Raw genomic sequence first — 25,461 nt, 5'->3', positions numbered from 1 at the left:
TACTACTGTTTCAAAACGGGATAATATTCCCTAGTATCAGACGTGGAGTCAAAAATGCGGGTGACTTTGATCACCCACCTGAACCTATATCATTCACCTGGATAGAAATGGGGGACAAAAACGAATTTATTGATACAAACTAACCAAAAAATATCCTTAAAAATACGAAGGAATGTTTCCCGAGGGGTCAGAAGCTATTAGGCCCCCTGATACAATTGACCCTGATCGGTACAATAGGGGTACTTTCCCGTGGGGGGAACCAGGGTTCGATAGATCGAATGCATCGTGGTAGGTTTCTGTGTTTATGCCTAAATTCAGATTCTCTCCCACTGTATTCCAAGGTATTCTTGTGGGAACACAGTAGTACACATACGTTATTTTTATAAAATTTAAGTTTTATATGTTACAATAATTGATAACTCACCTTCTATCAGGGAATAAGGGGTTGTCGAGATGAAAACAGAACTAGATTTCCCAAGGTCCCATCTTTTCGGACGAAGTGAAAATCGTGAAAATAGAGAAATTAGGACCCACAAGATCAGATAAAATGAGAATTCGTTATATCCTAAAGTCCATTGCCAACCGTCCATTCCCGGGAATCAGGTGTTCTTGTGAGGATTCGGAAAACTTGGGACAAAGGTTTGTGAAAGCAGGATTCGACAAGAAACGGAAAATAAAACACGGCATCCCTGGCCTATGGGAGTTATGAAACCCCAACGATGGAAATGTACCTACTGCGAGGACAAATTCAACCATGTGTATGTATTTGTTGGGAAAGGGAAAAAATATGCAGATTTTTGTAGGAAAATGCGTTCTTTATAACCGTCCTCCACCACATCTCTGAATAGCCGATCTATAGCCGCTGTAAATTTCCTTTTGCTCAAGGGCTTGTCGTAGGGGGGGATGAAGGGCGTGATCCCTTATATTTTGAATGATGGGGAAGCGATCGAAGACGGGGGTCGCCGTTCTAACATACCTTCTGCACGATATTTTTGTATGCCGGGGCGCGATCTGTGGACACCGCCTCTATCCTTGATGTCAATGCAAGCAACCTAGGATAATTCTCCTTTAGACCCTCTTCTACTTCTTTTTGACTCCTACTACCTTCGATAACAGCCAATACGACCCTTGAATCCTGATCGTAGATGATTGTGAAATACCTCTACCCCTTACGGGTTGATACATCATCCATACCAATACGTATAGGCCCGTTCCGTGATTCTGCATCCTCTAGGGCCCGATTCTCCAATCCCCTTTTCCTATCAGGAAAATGTATTTTAAAGTAATACCTGGTCCAAAGCACCGTCCCTTGGCACACAATAATGATCAGCAGCTTGAGCTGCTGTGAAAATTTCTGCCGTATATCCAAACTCATCTTCGAACTCCTTCGTGTGTTTTTTTCCTTCGTCCGATGATGGAATAAACGTGGGAGATTTTCCTTTCACGGTACTCACATTTCCACCGTTGCGGTTCTAGCTTTGACTCCTGAATCCATGGACCGCATCTTGGGTGAAGAAAAGGTCCGGGAGCTACCAAAATCTATGCTGACGAACTTTTGCCCTTGTTCGCGGAATTTTTCACAGGAACACCGGGTTTCGGATGAGGGTTTTTCGACCACTGATTTGAGTACAGATCGAATGGTTCTCATACCTCCATACTCGGATTTTATTTCCTCCAGGCTTATCAGTTCCACTTCATTGGTTAGAGGAGGGCGTGGTACATTCCTGGGTCCTCCTGATTCTGTAACCATTAGAGTTTGGAGACCCGATGTGTGGGATATTTTGTTTACGATTTGGGTACCATCCTGACTACAACGGCATGTAGCGGTATTTGTGTGGCCGTTATTGGCGGTGGCTGCCTATTATCAACGTCTGAATATATGCGCGACCCCTGATGTGACTGATTGGCTTCGGGTACCCCCTTTCCTTAGGGGCCAAGGATCTTCCCCGAGTACAGAAAAAATCGTTAACTGCCATAATGCCCCTCCATTGGCGGTGATAGCATAGGTACCTTATGCATTCGCATTGATCAAATTTTATATAAATAAAAAAATTGTTTGTGAGTGAATGTGTGAATGTGGAGGAATCAATGATAAAAAAGAGACATAGTAATCGATGAGTTGTCAAAGTTATTTAATAAAATTATGAAATTATTAAATAATTAAGCTTTTTGTGCGATAGTTAAGATTTAGCCTACTGGTTTTTGTACTCCAAACTATTTTATTATTTCACTCTAGACTCTATAGTTTGTCTATAGAGAGACCTGGATAAAGCTCCCTACAGACAGAAGTTTTTAAAGAAATATTTTTATTGATATTAGTATATTATTTTGTATTCTTTCTATTATTTTCTCTACTCTATGGATGGGAAGGTCTTAAATCCCATCTATGGTATGTAGGTAAACAGTTTTTACACTTACGCTCTCGCCAGCGTGGACTTATCCCCAACATTGTAGAGAGGTGAACAAATCAGTACAAGAGGAAGAGGTATCTCTGAACACGTGTTACGGACCGTTTTGCGCGCGTAGTAGCAGGAAAAATCTTATCATATAATTACATGTAATTAAATATATTTCGGGATGGAATATGTCTCTTTATACTAAATATAGAAAAGGAATTCTACATACCTGAGGAGTGATTCGTGGATCATGACATGATAAGAAGCCTAAAATTACCTTCTTGGAGTGTGATACCGTGTCTGGGACACAAACCCTCATACAAAAAATTTTCAATAAACTAAAAATATACAAGAAACCCCGTGGGAAACCACGGGGTTTCTTTGGTGTACTAATCAATACGTGATTGAACTTTCCAATTTTACGTTATAATCTTTTTTGTCCAAGTAGGAAAGTTGGGAATACACCTTTTATATAAAAACTGTATATTTTTGTCAAGAATATGGCAAATCTTTCTGCATATGTGGAGCCATTGACAGGGTCATGCATAAAGGAGACAAAATCGACGGTGACATTGGGATTTTGTTCCATGATTTTCATAGCAAGGGCAAGTTGTAGTCGTCTATCGTCGTACGACATATTATAAATTCTACCCGCACCCCTACCCAATTGGAAACGTTCTAGTGCGAATCCAGGATCCATATGCGAATAGAATGTAGGAATGGAATAGGGACGATAGGGAGAAGGAATTCTGTACGGGGAAATGTTTCCAGGTTGTGAAGTGGTATGGGGTGAATAGGGGTTATGCATGGAGGATTCCCTGTGATAGGGGTGATAAGATATCTCTGGATGATCACCAATGAAGGAATCTCGGGGCATAGAAAACAGGGAGCTAGCGCTAGCAACGCTGAGGGGTAGGAAGGAGCCCATGGTTGCCGCGGTTACCAAGCATATATTTTTAATATTATAATTTATTTTTATATTAATAATATTTTTCTCCCTAAAACTTATTCTATACCAATCGAATACCCAATCCCTAATCATCGGATCATCCAAATACAAGGGAACATGGGGGGCATGACCTGAATGGGGAAGGGAAAAGTAAAATGTTTCTCAACCTGACCTCCCTCCTAAGGGTATCTACCCGGAAGAAATCCCAGGCCCATACTATTATAACTTAGATTGATAGTATTCGACAACCCGAAATAGGATATAGAATGATTTGCTAATATGAATGTAAATAGGGAGTAAGTGTATAATAAATTGAATAATATAAAAGAAAAACCCCCTATTTGGGGATTCACTGGGACAATTCTCAGTAATAAATTTTCCATAACAGAATTCCCAAAAGTTATATACGGATACGAATATTTTCCAATTTTTCTGTTCTGTATAACTGAAGATAAAATAATAAGTTCACTGGTTTATAACATTCCTATAGAATTTAGGGTGTAGCCAGTTTCTAGACAGTTCCTCAATCATCATTCCTTGTGGACCCGATCACAATCTCCCCCTCACACACTTAGTGACAAATACTCCCATGTATGGGTTCTTTGGCATATGGGGAATATTTTACAGCCGCAGTATTTTTAGTTGGGTCCTTTGTAGCAGTATTTTTAGCTGAATACCTTGTGGCAGTATTTTTATCTGAATACCTTGTGGCAGTATTTTTATCTGAATACCTTGTAGCGGTATTTTGGGCTGGATCCTTTGCGGCATCATTCGTAGTATTTTTAGCCGGATCTTTTGTAGCATCATTCGTAGTATTTTTAGCCGGATCTTTTGTAGCATCATTCGTAGTATTTTTAGCCGAATCCTTTGCGGCATCATTCGTAGTATTTTTATCTGGATCCTTTGTGGCATCATTCGTAGTATTTTTAGCCGAATCCTTTGTAATATCCCCTGTGGATTTATTTTTTGGGTCTGTATCTCCTACACCCTTGAAAGACTCCCATTGATTGGACCCAGATGCCATCTTCATGGCTCGGTCCGCTTTCAACTGATTATCTTGGAAAGGTACGTTCACAGTTCCCCCGTCACTCAATTCCGTCCGGACATCCACGTACTTCCCGTCCTCGTTTACGTATGCTACTTTGAATTTTCCTCCTGAAAATTTCTCCGCTTCTTCTTTTATTTTTGAATCTATTTCCTGGGTCTGTTTCCAGGAACCTTGTCCTTGCTTATCTGCCGGTTTATCTGCTGATTTGTCTGCTGATTTATCTTCTGATTTGTCTGCTAATTTATCTGCTGGTTTATCTGCTGGTTTATCTGCTGGTTTATCTGCTGGTTTTAGTGGTTCTGTTTCTTTTGAATTATTTTTTTGCGGTTGATTTGATAATTGCGATTCTGAATTATTCTTCGAATTACTTTCCTCGGCTCCTGCCGGAGAAAAAGAGAAAAGAGAGAGCGAAAAGAGACTTGTTACAAGAGTAGAATAAAAGATTCTGTTATGATTTTTTTTCATAGCGGTGTTCCTCCTTTTATTTTTGTAATATTCTTAATTAAATATCAAGATATATATATCCTTCAACTTTGCCTGTCTTTATCTCCCCATAGATTGGAGCGGGGTGATATCTGATCTACATTTATTATATTATTATTTTTAAAATTTATAAACTATAAATTTATGGTTTTTGAAAGGATGATCCACGATAGGTCCTATTCCACTTCGCGTGTAGGGATTCAAAAGCAGACAGCATCCCGTTGTGGATGTGAATTCCTGAACAAGATTCCCAAAGATTTTCCCCCATCTTTGGAACCCCCCTCACAAGTTCATATGTAGAATATTTTTAAAATATTTTTATTGTAGTAAAAAAACGTATATTGGGGCTCCGATCCTATCTTCTTCTTTTTCCCAATTTACTAACTATTTTTCCTATCTTGATCCATTGAAAGTATGCGAGGTCGTTTACGCCCACCATGAAACAGGAGGAAGCAACATTCCCCATATATAAATTCATATTTAATGTATACAGAAACAATATATATAAATAAAAATAAACTATTTATAGTATTATATAAAATTTATTACAATGAAAACGTACCCCCTATTGTGAGCCACCTTCCAAGGATGACCAAGGCCTCGTGCACGAGGTTAGATCAACCCATAGTGGGCCAATGCAATCCTTGTAATAAAGACAAAACAAAGAAGCCGACTCATTTTGACGAGGACAGCAGAAGAAAAACTTTAATAGGAAACACTCACCACTTGGGGGGATTACTGAAATCCCAGAACGATACCCCCATAGTAGACGTATGAATTGGTAACACTATAGATATAAATGAGGAGGGGTTGTTTGCTCCCCCCCTCAGCACCCCAAAACACACGAATACGAAGTCTTATCCGCGTATACCAGTATGGCCAAACCCACCCGCCCCCCGCTTCGTTGGAGAAAGATTTTTTGTTTCCTCCCATTCGACCCTGGGAACGGACTGTATGACAAGCTGCGCAATCCTGTCCCCACGCTGAATCGTGTGGGGTTTTTCCCCGAAGTTGATCAATAGGACGGCGATCTCCCCCCGATAGTCTGCATCAATCGTTCCTGGTGTATTGAGGATCGTGATCCCGTAACGATACGCTAAGCCGCTACGTGGTCTAACCTGAGCCTCATAACCTGGAGGAATGGCTAGAGCAAAACCCGTAGCAATTCGTATTGATTTCTGTGGCTCCAGCGTATAGGGATGGGTTAAAGCCGCCGGTAAATCGAAACCACTAGCCTGTGCTGACATACGACATGGCATGGATAAATCCTCATTACCCTTCAGACGAATGATCTGTACCGTAATTTCCTCCAACGCTCATTCCTCCCTGCTCCCATTGTTAAGGGAAGCAACCCTGCTACATCCTCGCTCATTTTTCCAAGGGCGAATTGCTAGGAAAATATTGTATCAGGCAGCCCACCACCAGACTGCAGGCTGCAGAAAACAGGATTGCATCCCAAATGCAGCGTTACTCCCAAAAATTTTGATAATTTGTAGATTCTCTCCATTGCTTGCAATACTGTCCCCTGGGCATTTTCTGACTGATAATACTATTCACAACGAGACACCCAAGGGTATAATGGTCGGGATGATGATTTGATCAGGATGTTTTCTATTCATCGATCCCTGTTCTTTTCAATTCATAAATTTTCTATTTACTTTATGTTCCTCCAATCACATTCCAGCATACCTCGAACCAGGGAAATATAGGAATTACAGGCCCGTCTAGTAACCTCCACAACTTCAGTATGTTCTAGCGGTGGTGAACCGGGTTCCAACGCCGGATTACAAATACAGGAAATAGCGAATACACGCATTCCCACATGCCGAGCTGTAATCACCTCGGGTATGACCGACATACCAACGGCATCTGCCCCCATTATCCTGAACATTCGTACTTCCGCAGGTGTTTCATAATCAGGTCCTAAGCGTCCCGCATAAACCCCTTCCTCAAGATGGATCCCCCGTTCCTTGGCTACCTTACGCGCCAATTTTCTGATACTGGAATCATATGCAGCCGTCATATCCAGGAAACGCTCACCGAGCGAGGGGTCATGGGGCCCTACGAGGGGATTTTGCCCTATGAAATTGATATGGTCCGAAATCATCATCAATTGTCCGGCCCGAAATTTTTCATTTACCCCCCCCGTTGCATTGGTTACGAAGAGATACTGTGCTCCCAGTCTTTGTAGGGCTCGGATAGGTAGGGTAATGGTTGCCTGCGGATAGCCCTCATAGGTATGAAGACGACCTGCCAACACAGCCACATGTCGTCCTGCCAACTCTCCGAACAATAGGCGACCCGAATGACCTATAACCTGAGTGTTAGGGAAATGGGGTATGTCAGTATAGGGTATATCTACAACATTCTCTATGATTTGATCTAAGGAATTGAATCCGGAGCCCAAAATGAACACTACCTCTGGGGTAGAGCTAATTCTTTTCCGAATTGATTCTTCTATTTCCAATGTCTGTTGAGATATGCTCATAGGGAAAAACACCCTTTCTTTATCATCAGACACCCCTTCCATTCCCCACCAATGGTTGAAAGGGAGCGAGAGATGAATGGGTATAACAAAAAATATCGCAATTGAAGAATTCAAAGAAAATGAAAGACCCTATTGGGGCCAAACCAACCCAATCCTCGGAAACCATGATCCCCCAAAAGATTACGTAGGTTCCCGATTTTACCAAAACCTATCCCCAGGGTCAAGGAAGGTTAGTCACCAATTCAGGAATCTAAGAACAATCCCCGGTGGTTGCATCCCAAATTTGGTGTCCCCTGAAAAAGGTGATTTTAGGTTCCTTATCATTGCTCGCGCATCGCTCCCCTGGAGGTATTTTTTAACCAATAATATTTTTTTATGAATAATATAAATGGTAAAATACATGCTACAATAATACCCATGGGGAAACCTATTGGGAAATACCGAAGGACGGTTCAAGGGATTGTCTCGTCCCTATCTTCTCTTACCGTGCCCCCGACCCCATTCCGCATACCAAATCCGGGGGGATGGAAAAGATGAGATGGTGGCTTACTCCAATACGGAATATCTACCAGATGTCCAAGCTGCTGAACCTTTATTGCGCACCAGAGGGGGGCGCCCGGACTAAGCATTACTCTTAAAGGCCATTTTGGCCTGAAAGGAAAAAAGAACGGGAGAATCAGGTTATAGGAGATATAGAGTCCCGGGACAAACCTACACGTATTGGTCATGGATGATGTATGGTGCTGGTGCGCGAATTAAAAATCAGTTGATTTGGTTTTTTCTGGTATTAATTGTATTTAAAAATAGTATGTATTGATTGCTAATAGTAAATTAATTGATTCTGTATAATATGTATAGACGATTTTTAATGTAAATAATAAATTGAATAGTATGAATGATTTGGGCCGGATACAATGAAACGTAACGCTTATGGTTAGATTTCTACTATAACCATGGGAACTTGGTTTTTGAATCCATATTTGTGGAAAGGAATGCCCTATTGGGACCGTGCAATTTCTTGTGGGGAATGCCCTATCTATGAATCTAGTCTCACCTTTTCGTAAAGCAATTGAGTAACATAATAACATTTTGTTATGACACTGTTCCTGTTTTTGTATCCCAGGGGTATTTATCTTATTTCATATGAATTTTTATAAAATTTTTACTGTAGAGTAGGGCTGGCATCTCAGCCAACCCTCCCAAGGATAGGACCCGATACCCTTGTTTCGACATCGACTACGCCTTTCGATGCTTTCCTCCAATGGTTCGCTTTACTAATCTCCCTGATTCACACCTGACAGGATTCTTTCGTCCTGCCTTTTCCCAGAATGCTCACCACCATTGCTCTTTACAACAGCAGCACTGGGTGGTTTGAAACCTGCATACCACCTTGCCGGTTTCGGGGGGCCCCTCCCCCATCCCTCATAGAGCACGACACGACACACGGGTCCTTGCGCGGAAGACGAGCATTGTGTTGTAGTAAGATCCATCCTGTTTATGGTACGTACAAAAACAACAAAAAATCCGTAATGTTGACAACATTACGGATAAGACAGAACCTTGTTCCATTACCATGGACAAAGCGATCCGATCAACAAATAGGGCACGATCGCACACGATCTGCAGTGAAAAGGAATGAAGCATTATTATGTAAAAAGGGGATGACTCATGCCCCCTATCTCTGGTAGAATATTGATCACCCAAAGACAATAAACCCAGAGGAGGGAAAACATGGTGATATCCCTTTTTCGGTTGTAATCTCCCCCTGGTTGACTTTCTTGGGTTCCCCATCCTTCGGAAATCATATCATCGTAATGAATTATAACCATTGACATACATAATAAAAGTTAAAATTACACAATAATTTAAAAATTATGGTAAAACATAAAAAATTACTGTAAATGGCAACTATGTAAAAAAATGGAAGCCATACCCATACTCAGGGTAGTTTGGTTTTCCTGAAAATAAATGTAAGAATATTCTTTTTTTAGTGTGAAGATAGGGGATACATGGCAGGGATAGCGAATTCTCCCAGCCCCCATGCGGACACAGAGTGATTATCCATCCCACTAAGTTTCTTTGCCTGCTCTAAGTTGAAATTTTTATACACGGAATCAATCACCCTTTGGAATGAATCAAGGGTAGGATAACAGCTCACTCCATTCGTATAATGTCTGGCCTCTCTGTGATTTCTCTCTAAGGAACCCGTTGTACGATTCTGAACAGCATCCGCTAGGTCGTAATCGAGATACGTTGTCACATCATCAAAGGAAGCCCATAGACCTTCAACGAGCTTGGGCAACTTGGATTGATAGTCATCACTAAAGCGTATTAAGCCATGAAGGGCCTCTTTTTTGTCAAGAACATGAAAAATGTCTTGATAAATCCGGCTTCGGATGGGTTCCCACTTCACTTCTTTTTTTCTCGGTCTATCCTTTCTGAAGGCCTGGTAAAGATTCACCATTTTGTGGAATTGACACCCTTGAAAACCTGCTTCGGGATATACTTGGCTCAGCGGGCAGCATCCGGACGGGTGTGTGCATTTTTCGGAGGGGATTTTTAGTCCCACTTTTTTGCTTCCTTGGGTGACCTTTTCCTGTATTTTTTAAGAATAATTATATTATTAATTTGTATAGATAGAAAATTCGTTCCCGTCTTCCGACCTTCTTTGGGTCTCCGCTGTTCATAGCGGGTGGATGAACAGCGGAGACCCGCATTATGGTTGGGTGATTTATTAGGTATTCGTTCGTGATGGATTTCTTCCGCCCCAACGAAACCATAGAATTCATGACTAATGAATTGGGAACCATTATCTGTTCGTATTACAGGCTTGTTCTCCCCTTTTCCAACATATTTGTTTAGAGCCATCTGAACCCCTTTCACTACATTCCTTGATTTACAGGACAGATAGCTATCAGAGAAGACAATACTTCTGTCAAAAACATCTATGATGCTAAAAACTTGAACCATGGTATGATCCGCAAGTCGTTTATACTGAATATCCATCTCCCAAAGTTGGTTGGAAGCCGTTATTTTCCGTTCATAAGCTCTGTTGGCTGGTAGGGAGGATCGACGCTTTTTTCCCCGGTAGCGAAGGATTCCTGATTCCTTACAGAGTCGATGCATTTTCTTGTGATTGACAATTATACCCTCTTTTTTCCTAAGTTTGTATGCGGTTTTTCGATAACCACAAGCATCAAATTTATTTTCCGTTATTTGTGCTAACACAATATCCATGATTTTTTCATCACTTATCTTTCTCCCCTGCTTATCCAGGGCATATCCTGGAAATTTCCCCCTTTCTTTTATCTTCCTAGAATGCATTATACTAACCACTTCCTTCCCATTATCCTGCGGAGTGGCGGCTCTCTGATTCCTCCTCTGTCTCCAATAAACAGACTTCGACACGCAAACAATGTCTAGGGTTTTATTCTGTGAATACCCTTTCCCCATACAGCACTCTGCCACCTCAATCCGATTCTGGGGGCAGAGATTCTGCCTTTTTTACAAGGTCCTCCAGAATATTGATTCTGAGCTGATCCTCCTCCTTTTGTTTCTTCAACTGTTTCTTTAGCTGGTAGATCTGTTCCCTTAATTCGAGAACGGTTTTATGAGAAACATCCTGTTCACTCAGGGACACCTTCTTTGCATCATTCTCAGTTCTTTCCCAGAGATCCCCCTTCACCCCGTACTGCTTCACCCAACTCCTGACCGTTCTGGGGATGAGTCCGTGTTTACGGGCAATCTCGGACACGTTACCGTCATGTAAAGCTTCTCTAACTATTTTCTTCTTTAATTCCATGTTATAGCTATTTTTCTTCATTTTCCCCCCATCCTTTCCTTCAACCGACTGATTTCCAGTTCCTTACTACCTAAGAGTCTCTTTACATCATCAATCCCCTTCTGCAGAGACCGAAGGGATGGCGAATCCATCTGGCGGTGACCCCTCGGCGAAGAAAACGAACCAATCAACACGCCCTCTCTTTCCTCTTTAACTTTACCCCCATGGGGAACATGCCCCCGTTATGCCGCTCCAGGTCTATTATACCAGGGGGCCTAATAGGTTCCGGCAGTGGACGATAATATCATCCACATACCTCGCAAAACGTATATCGGGATGCTTTGCTTCTATCCATTGATCGAAAGCGTAGTGCAGGAACAGATTGGCCAGGAGGGGACTTATGACTCCACCTTGCGGCGTGCTCTTACTCCTTTTCTGGCTTGTCCCATCAGGTAATAGTACCGGTGCCTTGAGCCACCTCTTGCAATAGAGTAACGTTACTTTATCCGCCCCAACGTGCCAAGGGCCTTCAAAATGAGGTGATGCGGAATGTTGTCAAAGAAGAGCCCACTAGCCCACTATATCGAGGTCTATTTCCCAGTCGTACTCCCAACAGCGCTCCCGGGTTACGCGTGATGCCTGATGCGCTGATCTTTTGGGGCGCGACACCCATAGGAATCTCCATGAAAGTGGGGCTCTAGGAGAGGCTCAAGCCGATTCTTTATCACCGTCTGGGCTACCCGGTCTGCCACCACACCCTTGAAAACCTGCTTCGGGATATACTTGGCTCAGCGCCTTTCTGATTCCCTTATGACCATCAGCAATAAAAAGGGTATCAGGACCCATCCGTAAACCACGGTCGTAAACATTTTGGAAGGCTTCATACCAAGTTTCAGCTGTTTCGGGGGGACTTACCAAACTTGATAAAACCTCATCTGTTTTTACCCCTGATGTATTTTTCCTACTCGCTTTTATGACATAGACAGCTACTTTCCCGAATCCACGAACGGGTTTGTAGTAAGCATCCACCTTTACGGTCCTAATTTCATGCGGGTTTCTTATGGGTTCCTCATTGAATCCTCTATTCTCTTCCTTTAGATGTCCCATAAGTAATCTTGACACAGTGGAGCGTGAGATTTTTGATCGCAGAATGTCATTCGACAATTCGGATATTTTTTTTACGGACATACCAGCCTTACGCAAGGAGGAAAGAATATCTATACACGACTTCGTATATTTTTTGTAGGGTTTAGTAACCGCAGATCGGAAATGCCCTTTTCTTGGCTGGGGGTCATAGTAAACCACAATTCCTTTGCTGGTGCGTTTTTTACGTTTTTTATAACCATTTCGGGCTACTTCTGGGAAATCGGGACCCCTTTGGTGTTTCTCCCGGCCACCTAAAATTTGTTTTTTAAACTGATAATTGGCTATAAAAGTATAAGCCCTCCCCATGGAACAAGGATCCCATTCAGAATCTTCCTCGATCTCTTCCACTACATGGGGGATGGATTCCTGTAGCGATAATCCCTCCTGTTCGTAATGTTGTATACGTTCTTCCATCCTTTTTTCCATTCTGTCTATATCCAAGTCAATTGGAATCATAAAACCAACCTTTCCTATATTAAGTTTTTCATTTCAGAAACCAAACGGTTGTCCTCTATACATTTCCCCACTCTTGTCTTGTATTTCCCTTTTCTATCCCACCTAACCCCGTTGATCACCATGCATATCGGGGAGGATCCGGAAGGGATCATGGAACAGAGCTTTTGTCGAGTAGACCCGGCATCTCAGCCGAGTCCCTCACAGAACTACGTTTATAAATTTTCGTAATCACAAAAATATTCACACCTTTGATGAATAAAATATAAATCCTAGAATCATCAGAACTAAATATTATAATTAAAATTTTATATTATTTTCTATATGAGTACCATGCTTAAGACCATTTGCTTCCCCGTCTTAGACCTTTCTGACCCGTGATGGTTGGGGGGAAGGATTGTTGAGCGGGAGATCCTGGGAGGAGTCTTCTAATGACAGAAATTTTCTCCCAAAAGTTTTATACGCATTTTCTATGACCATAAAAGCCGAGGGATCTTCCCTTTCCACAAGAGTACGAAGGGCTGCCAATCCACTGGTTGGAACTACTGTGTAGAGGATGTCTTGTTTTTGATGGGTGTAGGATCCTTGCCCCTCTAGTAAGGTAGCGCTTATGGGGAGTTTACTGGCGTGTATCTTCTTTATGATGGAATGTGTTTGGGGTGAGATGATGGTTATAATGCGTGCAGAATCAAAATTCTCTAGAACCATTTTGATGACAAGGGTGTAAACGAACATGTAGGTGAGGGTATGGAGAAAATTCTTTATGCCTAGATAGTATAGGGTGCAAGAAAGAACAGAAGCGTCGAAAGCGAGGAGTGTCCAGTTCAGTGGGATACCTGTAAAGTGTTTTACAATTAGGGCTACGAGATCGGATCCCCCAGTATTGCCACCAATATGCAACACAATGCCTACACCGAGTCCCATTAGGGTGCCACCAAATAACACGGAAACCCATGGATCGTGAACATGCCATGCGGTGGCAAGTGTTAGGGGTTTCGTAAGGGCTAGTGCAAAGGAGAGGATACCGACACCAAGTGAGGTGTGGAAGATGAGTCGATACCCTAGAAAAGGAATCCCGATGATTACCAGTGGGATATTGAGCCAGATTACGACGTCATCCAGATTGATGTTGGACATGTATTTCAACAGAACCGCGATTCCCGTGAAGCCGCCGTCACCAAAATGGGAAGGTATGACGAAAAAATTGAGGGTTGCGGCTATAACCAAACATCCAAGAAAAACGATGGATACATGAGAGAGGATTTTCGGCCAGGTTTGTGGTTGGAGCAGCTGTTGGAGGTCGTTGTTGAGGATTTTCCATTCTTTGGTTATATACCGTTTTATGGTTGGTTCGGATGTATTTCCAGCCATGGATTCCCGACCTTCTTCCTCCGAATGTATGTTTGTATAGTAACGAGAGGGGGTAGGTCATTACAATAGGATGGTTACTTAATGTCTAGTATAAATGCTGGCGATTTTTATATCAATACTTATAATTAGTATCATTTTAAAAATAGCAAGTACGCATTCCTTGCATTGGATAGTAATATTTGTATACATGGTGCTGGTGCGCGAATTAAAAATCAGTTGATTTGGTTTTTTCTGATATTAATTGTATTTAAAAATAGTATGCATTGATTGCTAATAGTAAATTAATTGATTCTGTATAATATGTATAGATAATTTTTTAAGAATGGACGAGAGGAGGTCGGAAGACGGGAACGGATTTTCTATCTATACAAATTAATAAGATAATTATGCTTAAAAAAATACAGGAAAAGGTCACCCAAGGAGGCAAAAAAGTGGGACTAAAAATCCCCTCCGAAAAATGCACACACCCGTCCGGATGCTGCCCATGACCCCTGCCCAATAAGATCTCATTCAAGGAGTGCAAACAAACTCCCCACAATACCCCTGTACTAAAGGAATAAGACATTGGGGATCAAAAAAATGAATCCCAACAACAATAGGGGGACCCAAATCCCCTCAGGAATCCCCCATGGTTCCGACTGAACAGGGAATCAATCACAATGATTATTTTTATTTATTCAGAAAAAGCAATCACCCATACAAGAAAAAACCTACCCGCTTCTTACCTATTCACCCAAGGCCGTTCGTAGAAAACTGGTTCCGTAGGGAGCCTTCACCCCCAGGGTCTCTGCCACTGTTGCTCCTATATCGGCTAAGGTTGTACGCGTGCCCAAATCATATCCCTGTGGATGAGCAGGTAAGTAGCACAGGACGGGAGCATATTCCCGTGTATGATCCGTTCCCTTGTAGGTGGGATCATTTCCATGATCTGCTGTAATCAGCAACAAATCTTGTGACCCCAATTGCTCCAGTATATTGGGTAGAAAATGATCAAATTCTTCCAAAGCAGCACCGTAACCCTTGGGATTACGCCTGTGGCCATAACGGGAATCAAAGTCAACCAAATTGATGAACAGAAGTCCCCCAGGTTCTTCTCGTAACAAAGTCAGGAGTTTTTCCATCCCATCTTGATTAGAACTTGTATGACAAATCCGGTCCAGACCCCGATTGCCATAAATATCGCCAATCTTACCTATTCCCACCACACGTATACCCTCCGTGTGCAATACATCTAGTACCGTGGGATCTGGGGGCATCAGGGAGAAATCGTGTCGTCTAGACGTTCTCACAAAGGAACCCGGGGTACCCACAAAGGGGCGGGCAATTACCCTTGCCACTGCATGGGGGCCTGTACGCGTTAGTTCACGTGCTACTTTACAAACCGCATAGAGCTCCTCCGGAGGGATAATTTCCTCGTGAGCCGCAATTTGCATACTACTCACGGCGGAGGTATAAAGGATGAGCTTGCCCGTACGCATATGCTCCTCCCCAAGTTCCTTCAAAATCGTCGTACCTGAGGCAGGGCGATTGCTGGAACGCAAAATGTACTTACCGGTCCTCTTCTCCAGTAGTTGGAGCATCTCCTCCGGAAATCCCTGGGGGTAGGTGGGAAATACATTCCGTGTCACCACACCCATCATCTCCCAGTGCCCCACCATGGTATCTGTATCCTTAGACTGAGTCGCCAAACGGCCGTAGGAGGCCCGCGGATGAACTACCCCCCCCACACCCGGAAAGGATGCGATACAACCCAACCCTAACTCTTCCAATGTCGGCAGAACCAAACCCTTGCAATACTCCGCCGTATGTAAGAGAGTGTGCGAACCTGCACTGTTGTGTAAATGTGCATCAGGTAGCTCCCCTATCCCTACGCTGTCTAATACAATGACAACTACTCTTTTCCAACCCATAGGTGATCCTATCCTCTCCCAATACCATTTATTGTACTTATGGTTATGCATTCATTCTACCATAAAAACACACCTATTGATGGAGCCATGACCTATTGTATCCATATAAGTATTATTCGCTACAGATAGGAGAGGGAAACTCATTATGATTCATGTACGCGCATGGTGTATTCCATAGAGAATGGAAACATCCATATATCATACGGGCAGGGCTGGTTCATTGAGATCTCAGCGTATCCCAATTGCTTACATCACGAAATCCGTCTACAAAAATATACCAGAACCATAAAAATACAGGACCTACTATACCCACCATCCTAAGGGGTATTCCCCCCATTCCTACAACCCCCCCCTTCCCTCCGTGATGCTACGGTAATACGTGAAGAACCTCGGCCCCCCTTAGGTCCCACAATGGGTAAGGGAAGGAGGGTATTCCGTGACGGTGCAGCGGATTCTTCCAGAATACCCCCTGTGGATGACAAATCCCCGCGATCTGACTCTGTGATCCCCTTCCCCTGACACGTGCTGCAAAATCCATGGAATGTCAACTGATGATCTACAATTTTAAAAAAATATGACTTTTCTATGTACTCCTCCACTGGACCGAGGAGATCATCCATAATTTCATCGACGCATCCACACTGAAGGCAGAGAAGGTGATGATGATGGTGTTCCGCATTTTCATCTTGAAATTCGTAACGTGTTACACCATCACCAAAATTGATTTTGTGGAGGATTTTCAGATCACTGAGCAATTCCAACGTACGATAAACGGTAGCCAAACCAATCTCCGGAGTTTTCTTTTTGACGAGCAGGTACACATCTTCTGCACTCAGATGTTCCTGTTGATTTTCTAACAATACCTGAACTGTTGCCTCACGTTGTGTAGTTAATTTGTAACGGTGTGCAGCAAGCCGCTGCTGAATCTTTTCCATCTGCTGCCCCATGCGACCTCCCCCCTGTTCACGCCCTCATTATAGGCGAGCAGGAAAATGAAAGTCAAACAAAATACCGTCCACCGCAATATATGATTTCTTAGACTGTAAATAGAAGCGACAACATCCATTCTATCAAATAGGGTGATAGAAAAACTTCCAAAGCCGCTGAACCCACCAGGACAACACTAAGAGCGAGGACAAACAATACAAAAATCATAAATTGAGGATAGAGATGGTTCCTCCGTTGTGACCACCATCGATACCGGAGAAAGTGTAGAGAGAAGGTCATACCTGCCGCTGTAATTAGTAACCATACCGGTGTACTCAGTAGGTTATGCGGAATCACGGACACAAGAGTTAAACCCAATCCATGCCATCCCAGTTGGTGCATTAAAAAACTCATGGTAAATCCTAAAGCCAATCCTTGTAAAAAGAGTATACCCAATAGAAAAGGAACACCCATGATGGATAAGCTGAGTAAACCCATGAGTCCCAGTTGCTGCCACCGTTCCACAACCACATGCTGAAAGATCGCTCCAGAATCTTGTATAGAGTTTCGTTTTATATCAGTAAAGAAATTAGATAAATAAGAAAATAATGTTTCCTGTCGATCCTCCTCCAGGGCAGAAACCAATACAATCCCAAAAACCAATCCTGTAAAAAACAATATGGTTACAAAAGGGTACAGAGACGTTTGCTGACGAAATGACTCATGCAAACGTATCCGCCAACGATCCCAAGCCAACTTGGCCCTCACAGGAGGTTTGATTACCAGTCCGGACCGCCGTTTGTGATCTCTACGCCATGTCCTTACCGTAACGATAAACTTATCCCCCTTCTCCTTCTCCTATGGGTTTCCTAGAGAATCTTATGGGTTGTACATTCCCCCCTCCTGTCCTGTATATATTAAGATATGATATGACCATAATTTATATATATATGAGTATTGACCCTATGGAGTATATTGTCGCCGGGGAAAGGAAAATCAAAACTGAATCAGTTTCGAGGGACAGGGGACAGGTTGAAAAGAAGCCCCTGGGGGTAACGAATTGCACGATGGTGCCGGCGATACAAAGGTTATGCAAACCCATGAACAAATAGCCCCCACAACATGATGGGGACCGAGGAAGATGGAAATCCTAATCTAATATACGAGATATTGTATAAAGAAAATAAAATAGATCCCAAATAATCCAAACTTACCGGTTACATCCCAAATTTGATGTTCCCCCCAAAAAGACGCCCCCAACGCGACGAAGTGACAGACACACCCTCCCCTCGTAGCGCGCGGTTCTTCGGCGGTCCCCCCCCGGTTTTGGGTTCACCACGGTCCAATATTCCAACGTCTTCCCTGTGGAGGTGCAAAGCAAGATCAATCCCCATTTTTTATATAGTAACTCCCACATTTTTCGGTGATATCCCTTTTTCGGTTGTAATTTCCCCCTGGTTGATTTTCTTGGGTCCACATCCTTCGGAAATCATATCATCGTAGTGAATTACAACCACTGACATACATAATAAGTTAAAATTACACAATGATTTAAAAATTATAATAAAACATAAAAAATTACTGTAAATGGTAATCATATAAAAAAGTGGACTGTATGTATAAGGAACTCAAAAATGGGAAGTATCTGTGCAGGATGAAAGGGTTCGTAAAAGACGCCCTGAAGAAAAAACACAGAGGGTTACTTCCCGAATCCAAGAGGCTACTCCTGGAAAAAATATTTCATCTTGCAGATTGGCATAAACTTGGGGAAGCCTACGAGTTTATAAAGGATGTTGGAAAATGGTATGACACCGATGATCCCACTTTTACCGAGGCTTACAATAATCTGCACGCCCTCATCGGGGGAGGATTACAGCACGACCACAAGAACATTAGAAAAGGTGCAGAGAGCCTACAGATAGGGCAACAGTCCATTACAAATTACCATCGGGGAGACAAGGCTACCCATGCTCTTATAGAGGGAAAGAAATGCGCCACCAAGCTTGACTTTCGCCAACGTTTTGGGGTTCGGATTTGGGGGAACTATGAGAACCTTGCTATCGTATGTCGCAATAGCCACCTAGAAAACGATCAGGGGGTAAATTACCGGAATGTTTCATAATATTAATATAGTGTTTAATACACATAAAATAAAAATTCATTCAATTATTTTATATACATAATAGAAAAAAGCGCATACTTTTGTTTCTATTTGTTTTATAAATTAATAGAGACAAATGTTCTTTGGCATGGGCTCGTGTACAACAAACAAAATAAACAAACTAATTATGGGGAAAAGTGGGCCCCACCTAATTCATCCTTGCAATCCAGAATTAGGCAAAAACCGCCCAAGGATATTCCAGGTCCGAAGTTTGGCCAAGATCCGAGTTTAGAAAGAAGCGCCCCCTTCCAAAAGCAGGGGCGTTTCTTTCTTTCCTGGATCAGTTGGTATCTCCTTTTGAATGAACCTCTGGCAATTCTTTCTCAGTGCTGATGGCTTCTAGCAAATAGTATCATACTTTGTATAAACGAAAAAACAATGGCAATAGCGCGGTACTCCAACTCATCCAGGCGATTAGGAGATAAGGGGAACGTAACCACCGCTCGCGAGGCTCATAGTAAAACCGACAATTACCATAGCAATGGACCAAACAATGGACCACCTTCGCGTGAAAGGAACCCGCGAGAAAGGAAAATGAATACCATTAAAATGAAACAATGAAGACAAAAAACCATATGAAAAAAATAAAAACGAAGCCAATCTCCAAACTTCCTCAGCATCCCAATCCCAACCCCCCCATTCCAACAGATCCTTTTTTGCCCATATTATTATGCCTCCTGCTACTATAGCTCCTATCATGGCCCCTGTTGCCGAGCGCTTTCTCCTAGTATCCAACGAAAAAACACATCTTTTAAAAACACAAACGAAAGAAAACAAGAATATAGTCAGTGTTCAAACCGTCCAAACCACAGTATCATGCCCCCTGCTATTATACAGCGATCACCCAGCATAACTATGAAGACCAGGAATCACAAGATTCACAAACAGGAGATTGAACAAAACAATACTGAGACCGGCAATGGACAACCATGCCGAACGAGTACCGTGCCACCCTCGCGAGAGACGGAAATGAAGATAGACACTATAAAACCCAAACGTAACCGCTGCCCAAACTTCCTTAGCATCCCAGCCCCAGAATCTACCCCAGGCCTGTTCTGCCCATATGGATGCAAAAAAAAGCGCACCTAGAGCGAAAATAGGAAGACCCATAACAATAGCACGGTACTCCAACTCATCTAGGCGATCTGGGGACAAATATTGAACACGGGAACGCAACACCAAGGATAGGGGCTTGCGTGCTACGAAACGAAGGATACCATATAGCACACCCCCGACTAACAAAGCCCATACAAAAGTATTGGCTTGGGAAACCCTATCTGCACCCCAAAAGCTAGGAACCTCAATCCAGATCCCGTGCCAGAAATCAGCAGAGGCATCTGTCAGTCCCCCTGAAGGTCCTAATAAGGCAGGGAACCTATAGGTGATGTCCTGCGCCTGACCATCCTCAGCTATGTATTCAAAATGGGCCTGATAACCTAATACTTTACCCACATAGAACATAAGAACAGATCCTATCCATGACAGACAACTCCACCAAAAAACCTCTAGATACCTAACCTTACGGGAACTAGACTGGGCGGGATCCAATGTACGCAACAAATACAAAACCCCAGCCATTGATCCCACAATAAAAGCTGCTGAACCCACACAGGCACTAGGAACATGAATCCAACGCCAATAGCTTTGCAACGCGGGAGGAAGGGGCATAATATCACGGGGCAGGGTAACAACGGCATAAGCCATAAAAGCTGTTACCAAAGCCATGACAATAGACCCCAGGGAAGCAGCTGCGGCAGGATAAACGCGTAAAAGGAACAACAGCAATAGGGTGATAGTCAAGCATAAAAATGAGAAAAATTCAAAAAGATTACTAATAGGAAAAGTTTCATTGACAATCCATCGGATTACCCAACTAGATATGTGTAAAAGCAGTCCAATGGAAAGGGAAACCACAGCCCAACGTTGCCAGGGTCTACGTTCTTCGTTCTTGTTTCCATTCGGACGAGGAGTCGCTGCACTTGATGTCGCCGCCGCAAAAAACATAATGGAAGTTGCCAGATAGAAAAAAAAAGCCGCCAATAACAGATTATCCATCCATTGTTCCATAGGGAATTTTCCCCCCTAATTTTCCCCACAGTGGTCCCCTGGCCTACTGAAAAAACCACCGTCCCGAACCACTATGATCCTTACCCAAACTCTAACTAAAAGAACGAACACCAATTTCCGTGACAATCACCTGCTTGCCTACCTATATAGCCCTACTCTCCCCCTTTCTCCACTTTTTTCCTTGTGATAGACCCACCCACTTTTAGAGGCAAGGCATTCAACTCCCGCTCCAATCCTATACCAAACTTGTTGGTATAGGCACCAAGGTACAACGTATCCCCCTTCAGCCGCAACCAGACCCGACGATGTTGGCCATAGGATCCCACAAAGAGACCTATCACACAAATCAACCCGCCCCCAAAAATAACGGGTAAGGACCGATCTATGTGAGCCACTATCGTAGAATTTCCCCAGTACCATTCTATACCATCAAAACGTAACTCATAGTTCCTCGGGGCACCAGGAAACAAATGCTCATTCAATTGTTGTGTATTCAAATTGAAACGGTATGCCAAACGTTCCCCCTCCCCAGCCTTGTGACCGGGTGCTAGCACCTCCCCTACAATACCGTTCGAATCAAGGAGGGACTGCAGGATCCTGAAACGAAACCCATCGTTCATGGGGTATTCCACCCCTGCCTTCACCTCACCTCCCTGAGATAGAGGAAAGGTACCCAAAACTGATCCATCCGATCGATTCCTCACCTGTAGACGTAAATCAGGAACTTTTCCTTGGTTTGGTTGAAGGAATAGTTTCAATTCCTTATACCGAAAGGGCTCATTAACCTCTATGTTCCCTTCCTTCAACGGACGGGAATCCAGCTGTGATGTTTCCGGATGAAAGGAGTACAGTACGAGACTTGTACGTATTCTCTTCGGGTTTCTTCCATCCCCATGATACTCCACGCGGAAATTTCCACCACTACCGATTGCATAGCGGGTACCGGGAATAGGAATGATTTCCCTTCCCCCCCTCGTAGGAAGAGAGATTGACTCATCCAAATACCAACCTGGCAATACGTGTAGGGCTACACCAAAAAAAAAGAGAATCAGACCCACATGATTGATATAAGGACCCCACCGACTCCAACGTCCTTTTTCTGCTAATAAGGCCCCCCCTTCGCGGCGAACACGATACCGCAAACGTCGCAAAGCCTCCCCCAAGGTCGCCAATCTTGTTTCCCCATCGGTTACTACCTCACAATGGGTATACTTTTGCAACTGTAAAAATAGAACACTCTTGCTGACGCTCTGCTTATGTAGGGCCCGGTAAAGGGGTACCACCCTGTCCAGACTGCAAACGATCAACGACAAACAGATCAACGACAAAAGAACGAGAAACCACCACTGAACGTATACGTCCGTTAATCCTAACTTGTAAAACAAACGACCTATAAAACCATATTCACTGCTGTAGGCAGCGAACTTCATTTTCTCCCTCACTGCCTCAGAGGAGATAGGTATAGAAAAAGAATCCTCCCTCGGCAAGAAGGAACCCAGCCCCGCTGCTAACGCCGTAACCGAAATCAAAAGAATAGCCGTCCGTACAGAGGAAAGCCAGGACCAGATCCTATCCACCCAAGAGCAAGAAAAGGATTGGGAACGACGTGATACACCCTCGTAACGCATGGCGGCAGAAAATTTGTGCAATTCTTCGGTCTCGGCGCTCAGAGGATGACCACAGGACTCACACAAAAGGGTTCCCGGTGGGTTTGCGTGTCCACAACTACATTTAGCCCATTCTCGCAAAATAGTAACACCCCCACCACAATCACCCATCCCTCTCTTCCATTGTAGCATATCTATGAACTCAGTCCAGTAAACCCTTCAACCAACGGATTTCTAGGTCCGTCAATTCTCGATATCGACCCACACCCAAGCCTCTAGCCCGTAGAAAACCGATTTGAACCCGCATGAGTTTGAGTACAGGATGCCCAATGGCCGTACACATACGCCGAATCTGTCGTTTACGACCCTCATAGAGGGTTAGTCTGAGGCAAATCCCTGTAGAATCCACAGAGTGAACAAAAACATCAGCCGGTGCCGTTTTCCCGTCCTCCAGCCAAATTCCCTGGGCAAGACGACGCAGAGCAGCCCTCGCGGGCGGGTGGGATACGGTTACATGATAGACTTTGGGACAGCGATAACGGGGATGCAAAATTCGTTGTGTTAGCGCCCCATCGTTGCTCATCAACAAAAGACCTTCCGTGTCCACATCTAGACGTCCGACCGGGTACAATCGTTCCTGGAGGGAGGAAAAAAAATCAGCCACCGTTGGCCTACCCTGAGGATCGTGTAGGGTGGTAATGACTCCCTTGGGTTTATAAAATAGTAGGGTACGAAGACCCTGGGGCTCTATCCTCTTTCCCCGCACCGTAATCACGTCACGAAGGGAATCGGCACACATACCCTGTTGACAAACCACCCGTCCATTGACTTTCACACAACCTGTAGCAATCAAATGTTCACAAGTACGACGTGATCCGCAACCACATCGCGCCATGATCTTTTGTAGTCTCCCCTTCATGGAGAAATCCACCTTCGATCCCTATGAGTCTGGCAACCGTCACAGTATATCGTAAACGTTAGTGTAAAAACAAAACTACGCCTCCCATCCATATCTACTGGACTCATGTCTGTGGGAGTAAAAAATGACGTGGCTGGAACAGTGGCTTTGGCCGTCATCCTTACCCTGCACCAGCATCATCACAGAATAAAATAAAGGAAGACGTACCTTAGATTCCTTGATGTCCGAAATATCTAAATCCTAACAGGGTGGATAGCTCTATCCCGCCATCTGCAAACTAAAATGGGGGGTTTCTTTCCGTACACCATTCTCCTACATGATACACACCCAGTAGTCCTTCGAAAAGCCCTGATGCAAATTCCCACCCATCGAAAAATCCCCTTGCCCCTTTTCCACTACCACTGGGCTCATTGATTACCGTACTACGGTATACTGGAGTGGAGCAATCCTTACCATCCCAATGATCGCACACACCCAGACTGCTCCTCTCACAATCCTAATCCCGCCCGGGTATAGATAACATTGAGTAACCCTCTGGATCTACAAGCGGGAAATTAGAAGGAAGAAAGGAAACCCCATCCTTTCGAATCAACCTTGGGGGGAGAAAAAATCGGGCTGCTTACACTTTGGGAGGATCTACAACTCCATCATAGTATAGTAAATGACACAGTATATGTACATTCTATTTATACAAATATATTGTACAACATGTGAACTTCAACAAACCCATATTTTGTATAGCGACACCTATGGACGTAATGGACGTATAATGAGAAGGGGATGTTTGCACCCCTCGTCATATACATCCCCATTCATAGCACCATCGTTTGGGGGAAATGAGATATCGGATCATCGAAGGGTTGGGGAACTATGGAATCTAGATTCCTGTGCTCCTTCGTTTCTTCCCCCAAGGGGGTAAGGAGAAGATAAAATGGGGGAAACCCCATGGGGAGATTAGAAATGGATCGAGAAACTGGGAATTCTAGCCCTGCGGGAACAATGGGAATCTTTTCCCGAGTACCCCCCATCAGTCTTCTATGGTGGTATATCCCATAGGATAGGAAAGGGAAAATAGTAAGTTTCTCACCGTCATAACCCCAAATATTATAATATGAAAACTACGTCCAACGTTTCTTGGGAAATTCTGCACGGTAAATGGTAGATTGCCGGGGCGGATCAACCTGAGGGGATGACTGTGAGGGGGGTTCTTCATGAAAAGATGAACCCTTGGGAAAGGACTGTGAGGGCATAATAGGTTTTACAAAAGAGGTCATCATCTTCTTGGGAGTATCCTTTTGAGAAGTATTCCCTTCTCTTATGGCATCCTCCGATACCGTCGGGGACGGGGAAACGGATGAGGGTGTAGATGAGGAAGAGGACCCCGCTGGTGTTTTCATACTTTCCTTGAGTTCATTGACCTCATCTTGCAGATTCCGCATTTCCTGATTCAATCTCTCATAATCGTCCCGCAAAACCTTAACGGTTGCTACCATGGTATTGGAAATACCCCTACTATGGGGAGCGATTCGATTATGAAGAGTGGCTTCCTTTTTCCAACGATATAATAGCTGTACGGGTAGATTATTCTCACGGGCCACCTGTGCAACATTTCCTACACGCAATGTTTCCTTAATAATTCGCTGCTTGAGCTCTGTTGAATATTGTTTCCTTTTCAAGTAAGTATCCTCCATGAATTATAATTAGTGATACGTCTGTTGAAAAAAATTTATATTCCTAACTGGGTTAACAGTAACT

19 protein-coding genes and 2 pseudogenes are annotated in these 25,461 nt (G+C 43.5%); 1 reads left to right on the top strand and 20 read right to left on the bottom strand.

Annotated features, from left to right (window positions below):
- Window positions 1-967: 967 nt before the first annotated feature.
- The 15 genes and pseudogenes from PPRES148_RS08380 to spoIIM form a co-directional block, all read right to left on the bottom strand.
- Complete coding sequence (locus PPRES148_RS08380) at window positions 968-1,120, bottom strand: transposase (protein WP_149454061.1); 153 nt, start codon at window positions 1,118-1,120, stop codon at window positions 968-970.
- Between the two features lie 42 nt (window positions 1,121-1,162).
- On the bottom strand, window positions 1,163-1,375 hold the full coding sequence (locus tag PPRES148_RS08375; protein ID WP_149454060.1) for a hypothetical protein: 213 nt from the start codon (window positions 1,373-1,375) through the stop codon (window positions 1,163-1,165).
- Window positions 1,376-3,916: 2,541 nt separating this feature from the next.
- Window positions 3,917-4,858, bottom strand: a complete 942-nt coding sequence (locus PPRES148_RS12415) for a hypothetical protein (protein WP_223128014.1) — start codon at window positions 4,856-4,858, stop codon at window positions 3,917-3,919.
- A gap of 875 nt (window positions 4,859-5,733) precedes the next feature.
- Entirely contained in the window at window positions 5,734-6,189 is a 456-nt protein-coding gene (dut, locus tag PPRES148_RS08365) for a dUTP diphosphatase (RefSeq protein WP_281289956.1), read from the bottom strand.
- A 341-nt stretch (window positions 6,190-6,530) separates the two neighbouring features.
- The gene (locus PPRES148_RS08360) at window positions 6,531-7,364 is read right to left on the bottom strand and encodes a purine-nucleoside phosphorylase (protein WP_149454059.1); all 834 of its coding nucleotides are present in this window, start codon (window positions 7,362-7,364) and stop codon (window positions 6,531-6,533) included.
- A 1,422-nt stretch (window positions 7,365-8,786) separates the two neighbouring features.
- Window positions 8,787-9,068: a hypothetical protein gene (locus PPRES148_RS08355; RefSeq protein WP_149454058.1), complete on the bottom strand. Its 282-nt coding sequence runs from the start codon at window positions 9,066-9,068 to the stop codon at window positions 8,787-8,789.
- Window positions 9,069-9,351: 283 nt separating this feature from the next.
- Window positions 9,352-9,933 (bottom strand): transposase, encoded by a 582-nt coding sequence (locus PPRES148_RS08350; protein ID WP_187820874.1) that lies wholly within the window; start codon window positions 9,931-9,933, stop codon window positions 9,352-9,354.
- A complete protein-coding gene (locus PPRES148_RS08345) occupies window positions 9,924-10,817 on the bottom strand; it encodes a DDE-type integrase/transposase/recombinase (protein ID WP_149454056.1) in 894 nt (297 codons plus the stop codon). The genes PPRES148_RS08350 and PPRES148_RS08345 overlap by 10 nt, the downstream gene beginning before the upstream one ends.
- Window positions 10,818-10,833: 16 nt before the next feature.
- The gene (locus tag PPRES148_RS08340; RefSeq protein ID WP_149454055.1) at window positions 10,834-11,187 is read right to left on the bottom strand and encodes a helix-turn-helix domain-containing protein; all 354 of its coding nucleotides are present in this window, start codon (window positions 11,185-11,187) and stop codon (window positions 10,834-10,836) included.
- A gap of 219 nt (window positions 11,188-11,406) precedes the next feature.
- A pseudogene (locus tag PPRES148_RS13370) lies at window positions 11,407-11,622 on the bottom strand (reverse transcriptase domain-containing protein); the annotation flags it as partial.
- Window positions 11,623-11,853: 231 nt separating this feature from the next.
- A complete protein-coding gene (locus tag PPRES148_RS08330) occupies window positions 11,854-12,747 on the bottom strand; it encodes a transposase (protein WP_149454054.1) in 894 nt (297 codons plus the stop codon).
- A 357-nt stretch (window positions 12,748-13,104) separates the two neighbouring features.
- Entirely contained in the window at window positions 13,105-14,115 is a 1,011-nt protein-coding gene (locus tag PPRES148_RS08325; RefSeq protein ID WP_149454053.1) for a YitT family protein, read from the bottom strand.
- A gap of 725 nt (window positions 14,116-14,840) precedes the next feature.
- Window positions 14,841-16,025, bottom strand: a complete 1,185-nt coding sequence (locus PPRES148_RS08320) for a phosphopentomutase (protein ID WP_149454052.1) — start codon at window positions 16,023-16,025, stop codon at window positions 14,841-14,843.
- A gap of 509 nt (window positions 16,026-16,534) precedes the next feature.
- Window positions 16,535-16,972: pseudogene (gene fur, locus PPRES148_RS08315) on the bottom strand (ferric iron uptake transcriptional regulator); the annotation flags it as partial.
- An 88-nt stretch (window positions 16,973-17,060) separates the two neighbouring features.
- The gene (gene spoIIM / locus PPRES148_RS08310; RefSeq protein ID WP_223128013.1) at window positions 17,061-17,708 is read right to left on the bottom strand and encodes a stage II sporulation protein M; all 648 of its coding nucleotides are present in this window, start codon (window positions 17,706-17,708) and stop codon (window positions 17,061-17,063) included.
- 898 nt (window positions 17,709-18,606) lie between these two features.
- Here spoIIM and PPRES148_RS08305 point away from each other — a divergent pair.
- Complete coding sequence (locus PPRES148_RS08305; RefSeq protein WP_149454049.1) at window positions 18,607-19,074, top strand: hypothetical protein; 468 nt, start codon at window positions 18,607-18,609, stop codon at window positions 19,072-19,074.
- A gap of 453 nt (window positions 19,075-19,527) precedes the next feature.
- Here the strand turns inward: PPRES148_RS08305 and PPRES148_RS08300 are convergent, their stop codons facing one another.
- The 5 genes from PPRES148_RS08300 to PPRES148_RS08275 all read right to left on the bottom strand — a co-directional run bounded on the left by PPRES148_RS08300 (window position 19,528) and on the right by PPRES148_RS08275 (window position 25,382).
- Entirely contained in the window at window positions 19,528-19,848 is a 321-nt protein-coding gene (locus PPRES148_RS08300; protein WP_149454048.1) for a hypothetical protein, read from the bottom strand.
- Between the two features lie 105 nt (window positions 19,849-19,953).
- On the bottom strand, window positions 19,954-21,180 hold the full coding sequence (gene ccsB / locus PPRES148_RS08295; protein WP_149454047.1) for a c-type cytochrome biogenesis protein CcsB: 1,227 nt from the start codon (window positions 21,178-21,180) through the stop codon (window positions 19,954-19,956).
- A 152-nt stretch (window positions 21,181-21,332) separates the two neighbouring features.
- Complete coding sequence (locus PPRES148_RS08290; RefSeq protein WP_187820871.1) at window positions 21,333-22,928, bottom strand: cytochrome c biogenesis ResB family protein; 1,596 nt, start codon at window positions 22,926-22,928, stop codon at window positions 21,333-21,335.
- A 61-nt stretch (window positions 22,929-22,989) separates the two neighbouring features.
- Window positions 22,990-23,706: a pseudouridine synthase gene (locus tag PPRES148_RS08285; RefSeq protein WP_149454045.1), complete on the bottom strand. Its 717-nt coding sequence runs from the start codon at window positions 23,704-23,706 to the stop codon at window positions 22,990-22,992.
- Window positions 23,707-24,824: 1,118 nt separating this feature from the next.
- Entirely contained in the window at window positions 24,825-25,382 is a 558-nt protein-coding gene (locus tag PPRES148_RS08275) for a transposase (protein WP_187820870.1), read from the bottom strand.
- Window positions 25,383-25,461: the final 79 nt, after the last annotated feature.

The organism is Pasteuria penetrans, assembly GCF_900538055.1.
Taxonomy (GTDB): Bacteria; Bacillota; Bacilli; order Thermoactinomycetales; family Thermoactinomycetaceae; genus Pasteuria; species Pasteuria penetrans.
Note: the sequence above shows the minus strand (reverse complement) of the source record. Positions and strands in the feature narration are given on the sequence as shown.

Bases quoted from the DNA above. Each gene is read 5' to 3' on its own strand.
- PPRES148_RS08375 (WP_149454060.1), bottom strand. From the start codon at position 1,375: ATGAGTTTGGATATACGGCAGAAATTTTCACAGCAGCTCAAGCTGCTG.
- PPRES148_RS12415 (WP_223128014.1), bottom strand. From the start codon at position 4,858: ATGAAAAAAAATCATAACAGAATCTTTTATTCTACTCTTGTAACAAGT.
- PPRES148_RS08360 (WP_149454059.1), bottom strand. From the start codon at position 7,364: ATGAGCATATCTCAACAGACATTGGAAATAGAAGAATCAATTCGGAAA.
- PPRES148_RS08345 (WP_149454056.1), bottom strand. From the start codon at position 10,817: ATGGGGAAAGGGTATTCACAGAATAAAACCCTAGACATTGTTTGCGTG.
- PPRES148_RS08340 (WP_149454055.1), bottom strand. From the start codon at position 11,187: ATGAAGAAAAATAGCTATAACATGGAATTAAAGAAGAAAATAGTTAGA.
- PPRES148_RS08330 (WP_149454054.1), bottom strand. From the start codon at position 12,747: ATGATTCCAATTGACTTGGATATAGACAGAATGGAAAAAAGGATGGAA.
- PPRES148_RS08325 (WP_149454053.1), bottom strand. From the start codon at position 14,115: ATGGCTGGAAATACATCCGAACCAACCATAAAACGGTATATAACCAAA.
- PPRES148_RS08320 (WP_149454052.1), bottom strand. From the start codon at position 16,025: ATGGGTTGGAAAAGAGTAGTTGTCATTGTATTAGACAGCGTAGGGATA.
- PPRES148_RS08305 (WP_149454049.1), top strand. From the start codon at position 18,607: ATGAAAGGGTTCGTAAAAGACGCCCTGAAGAAAAAACACAGAGGGTTA.
- ccsB (WP_149454047.1), bottom strand. From the start codon at position 21,180: ATGGAACAATGGATGGATAATCTGTTATTGGCGGCTTTTTTTTTCTAT.
- PPRES148_RS08285 (WP_149454045.1), bottom strand. From the start codon at position 23,706: ATGAAGGGGAGACTACAAAAGATCATGGCGCGATGTGGTTGCGGATCA.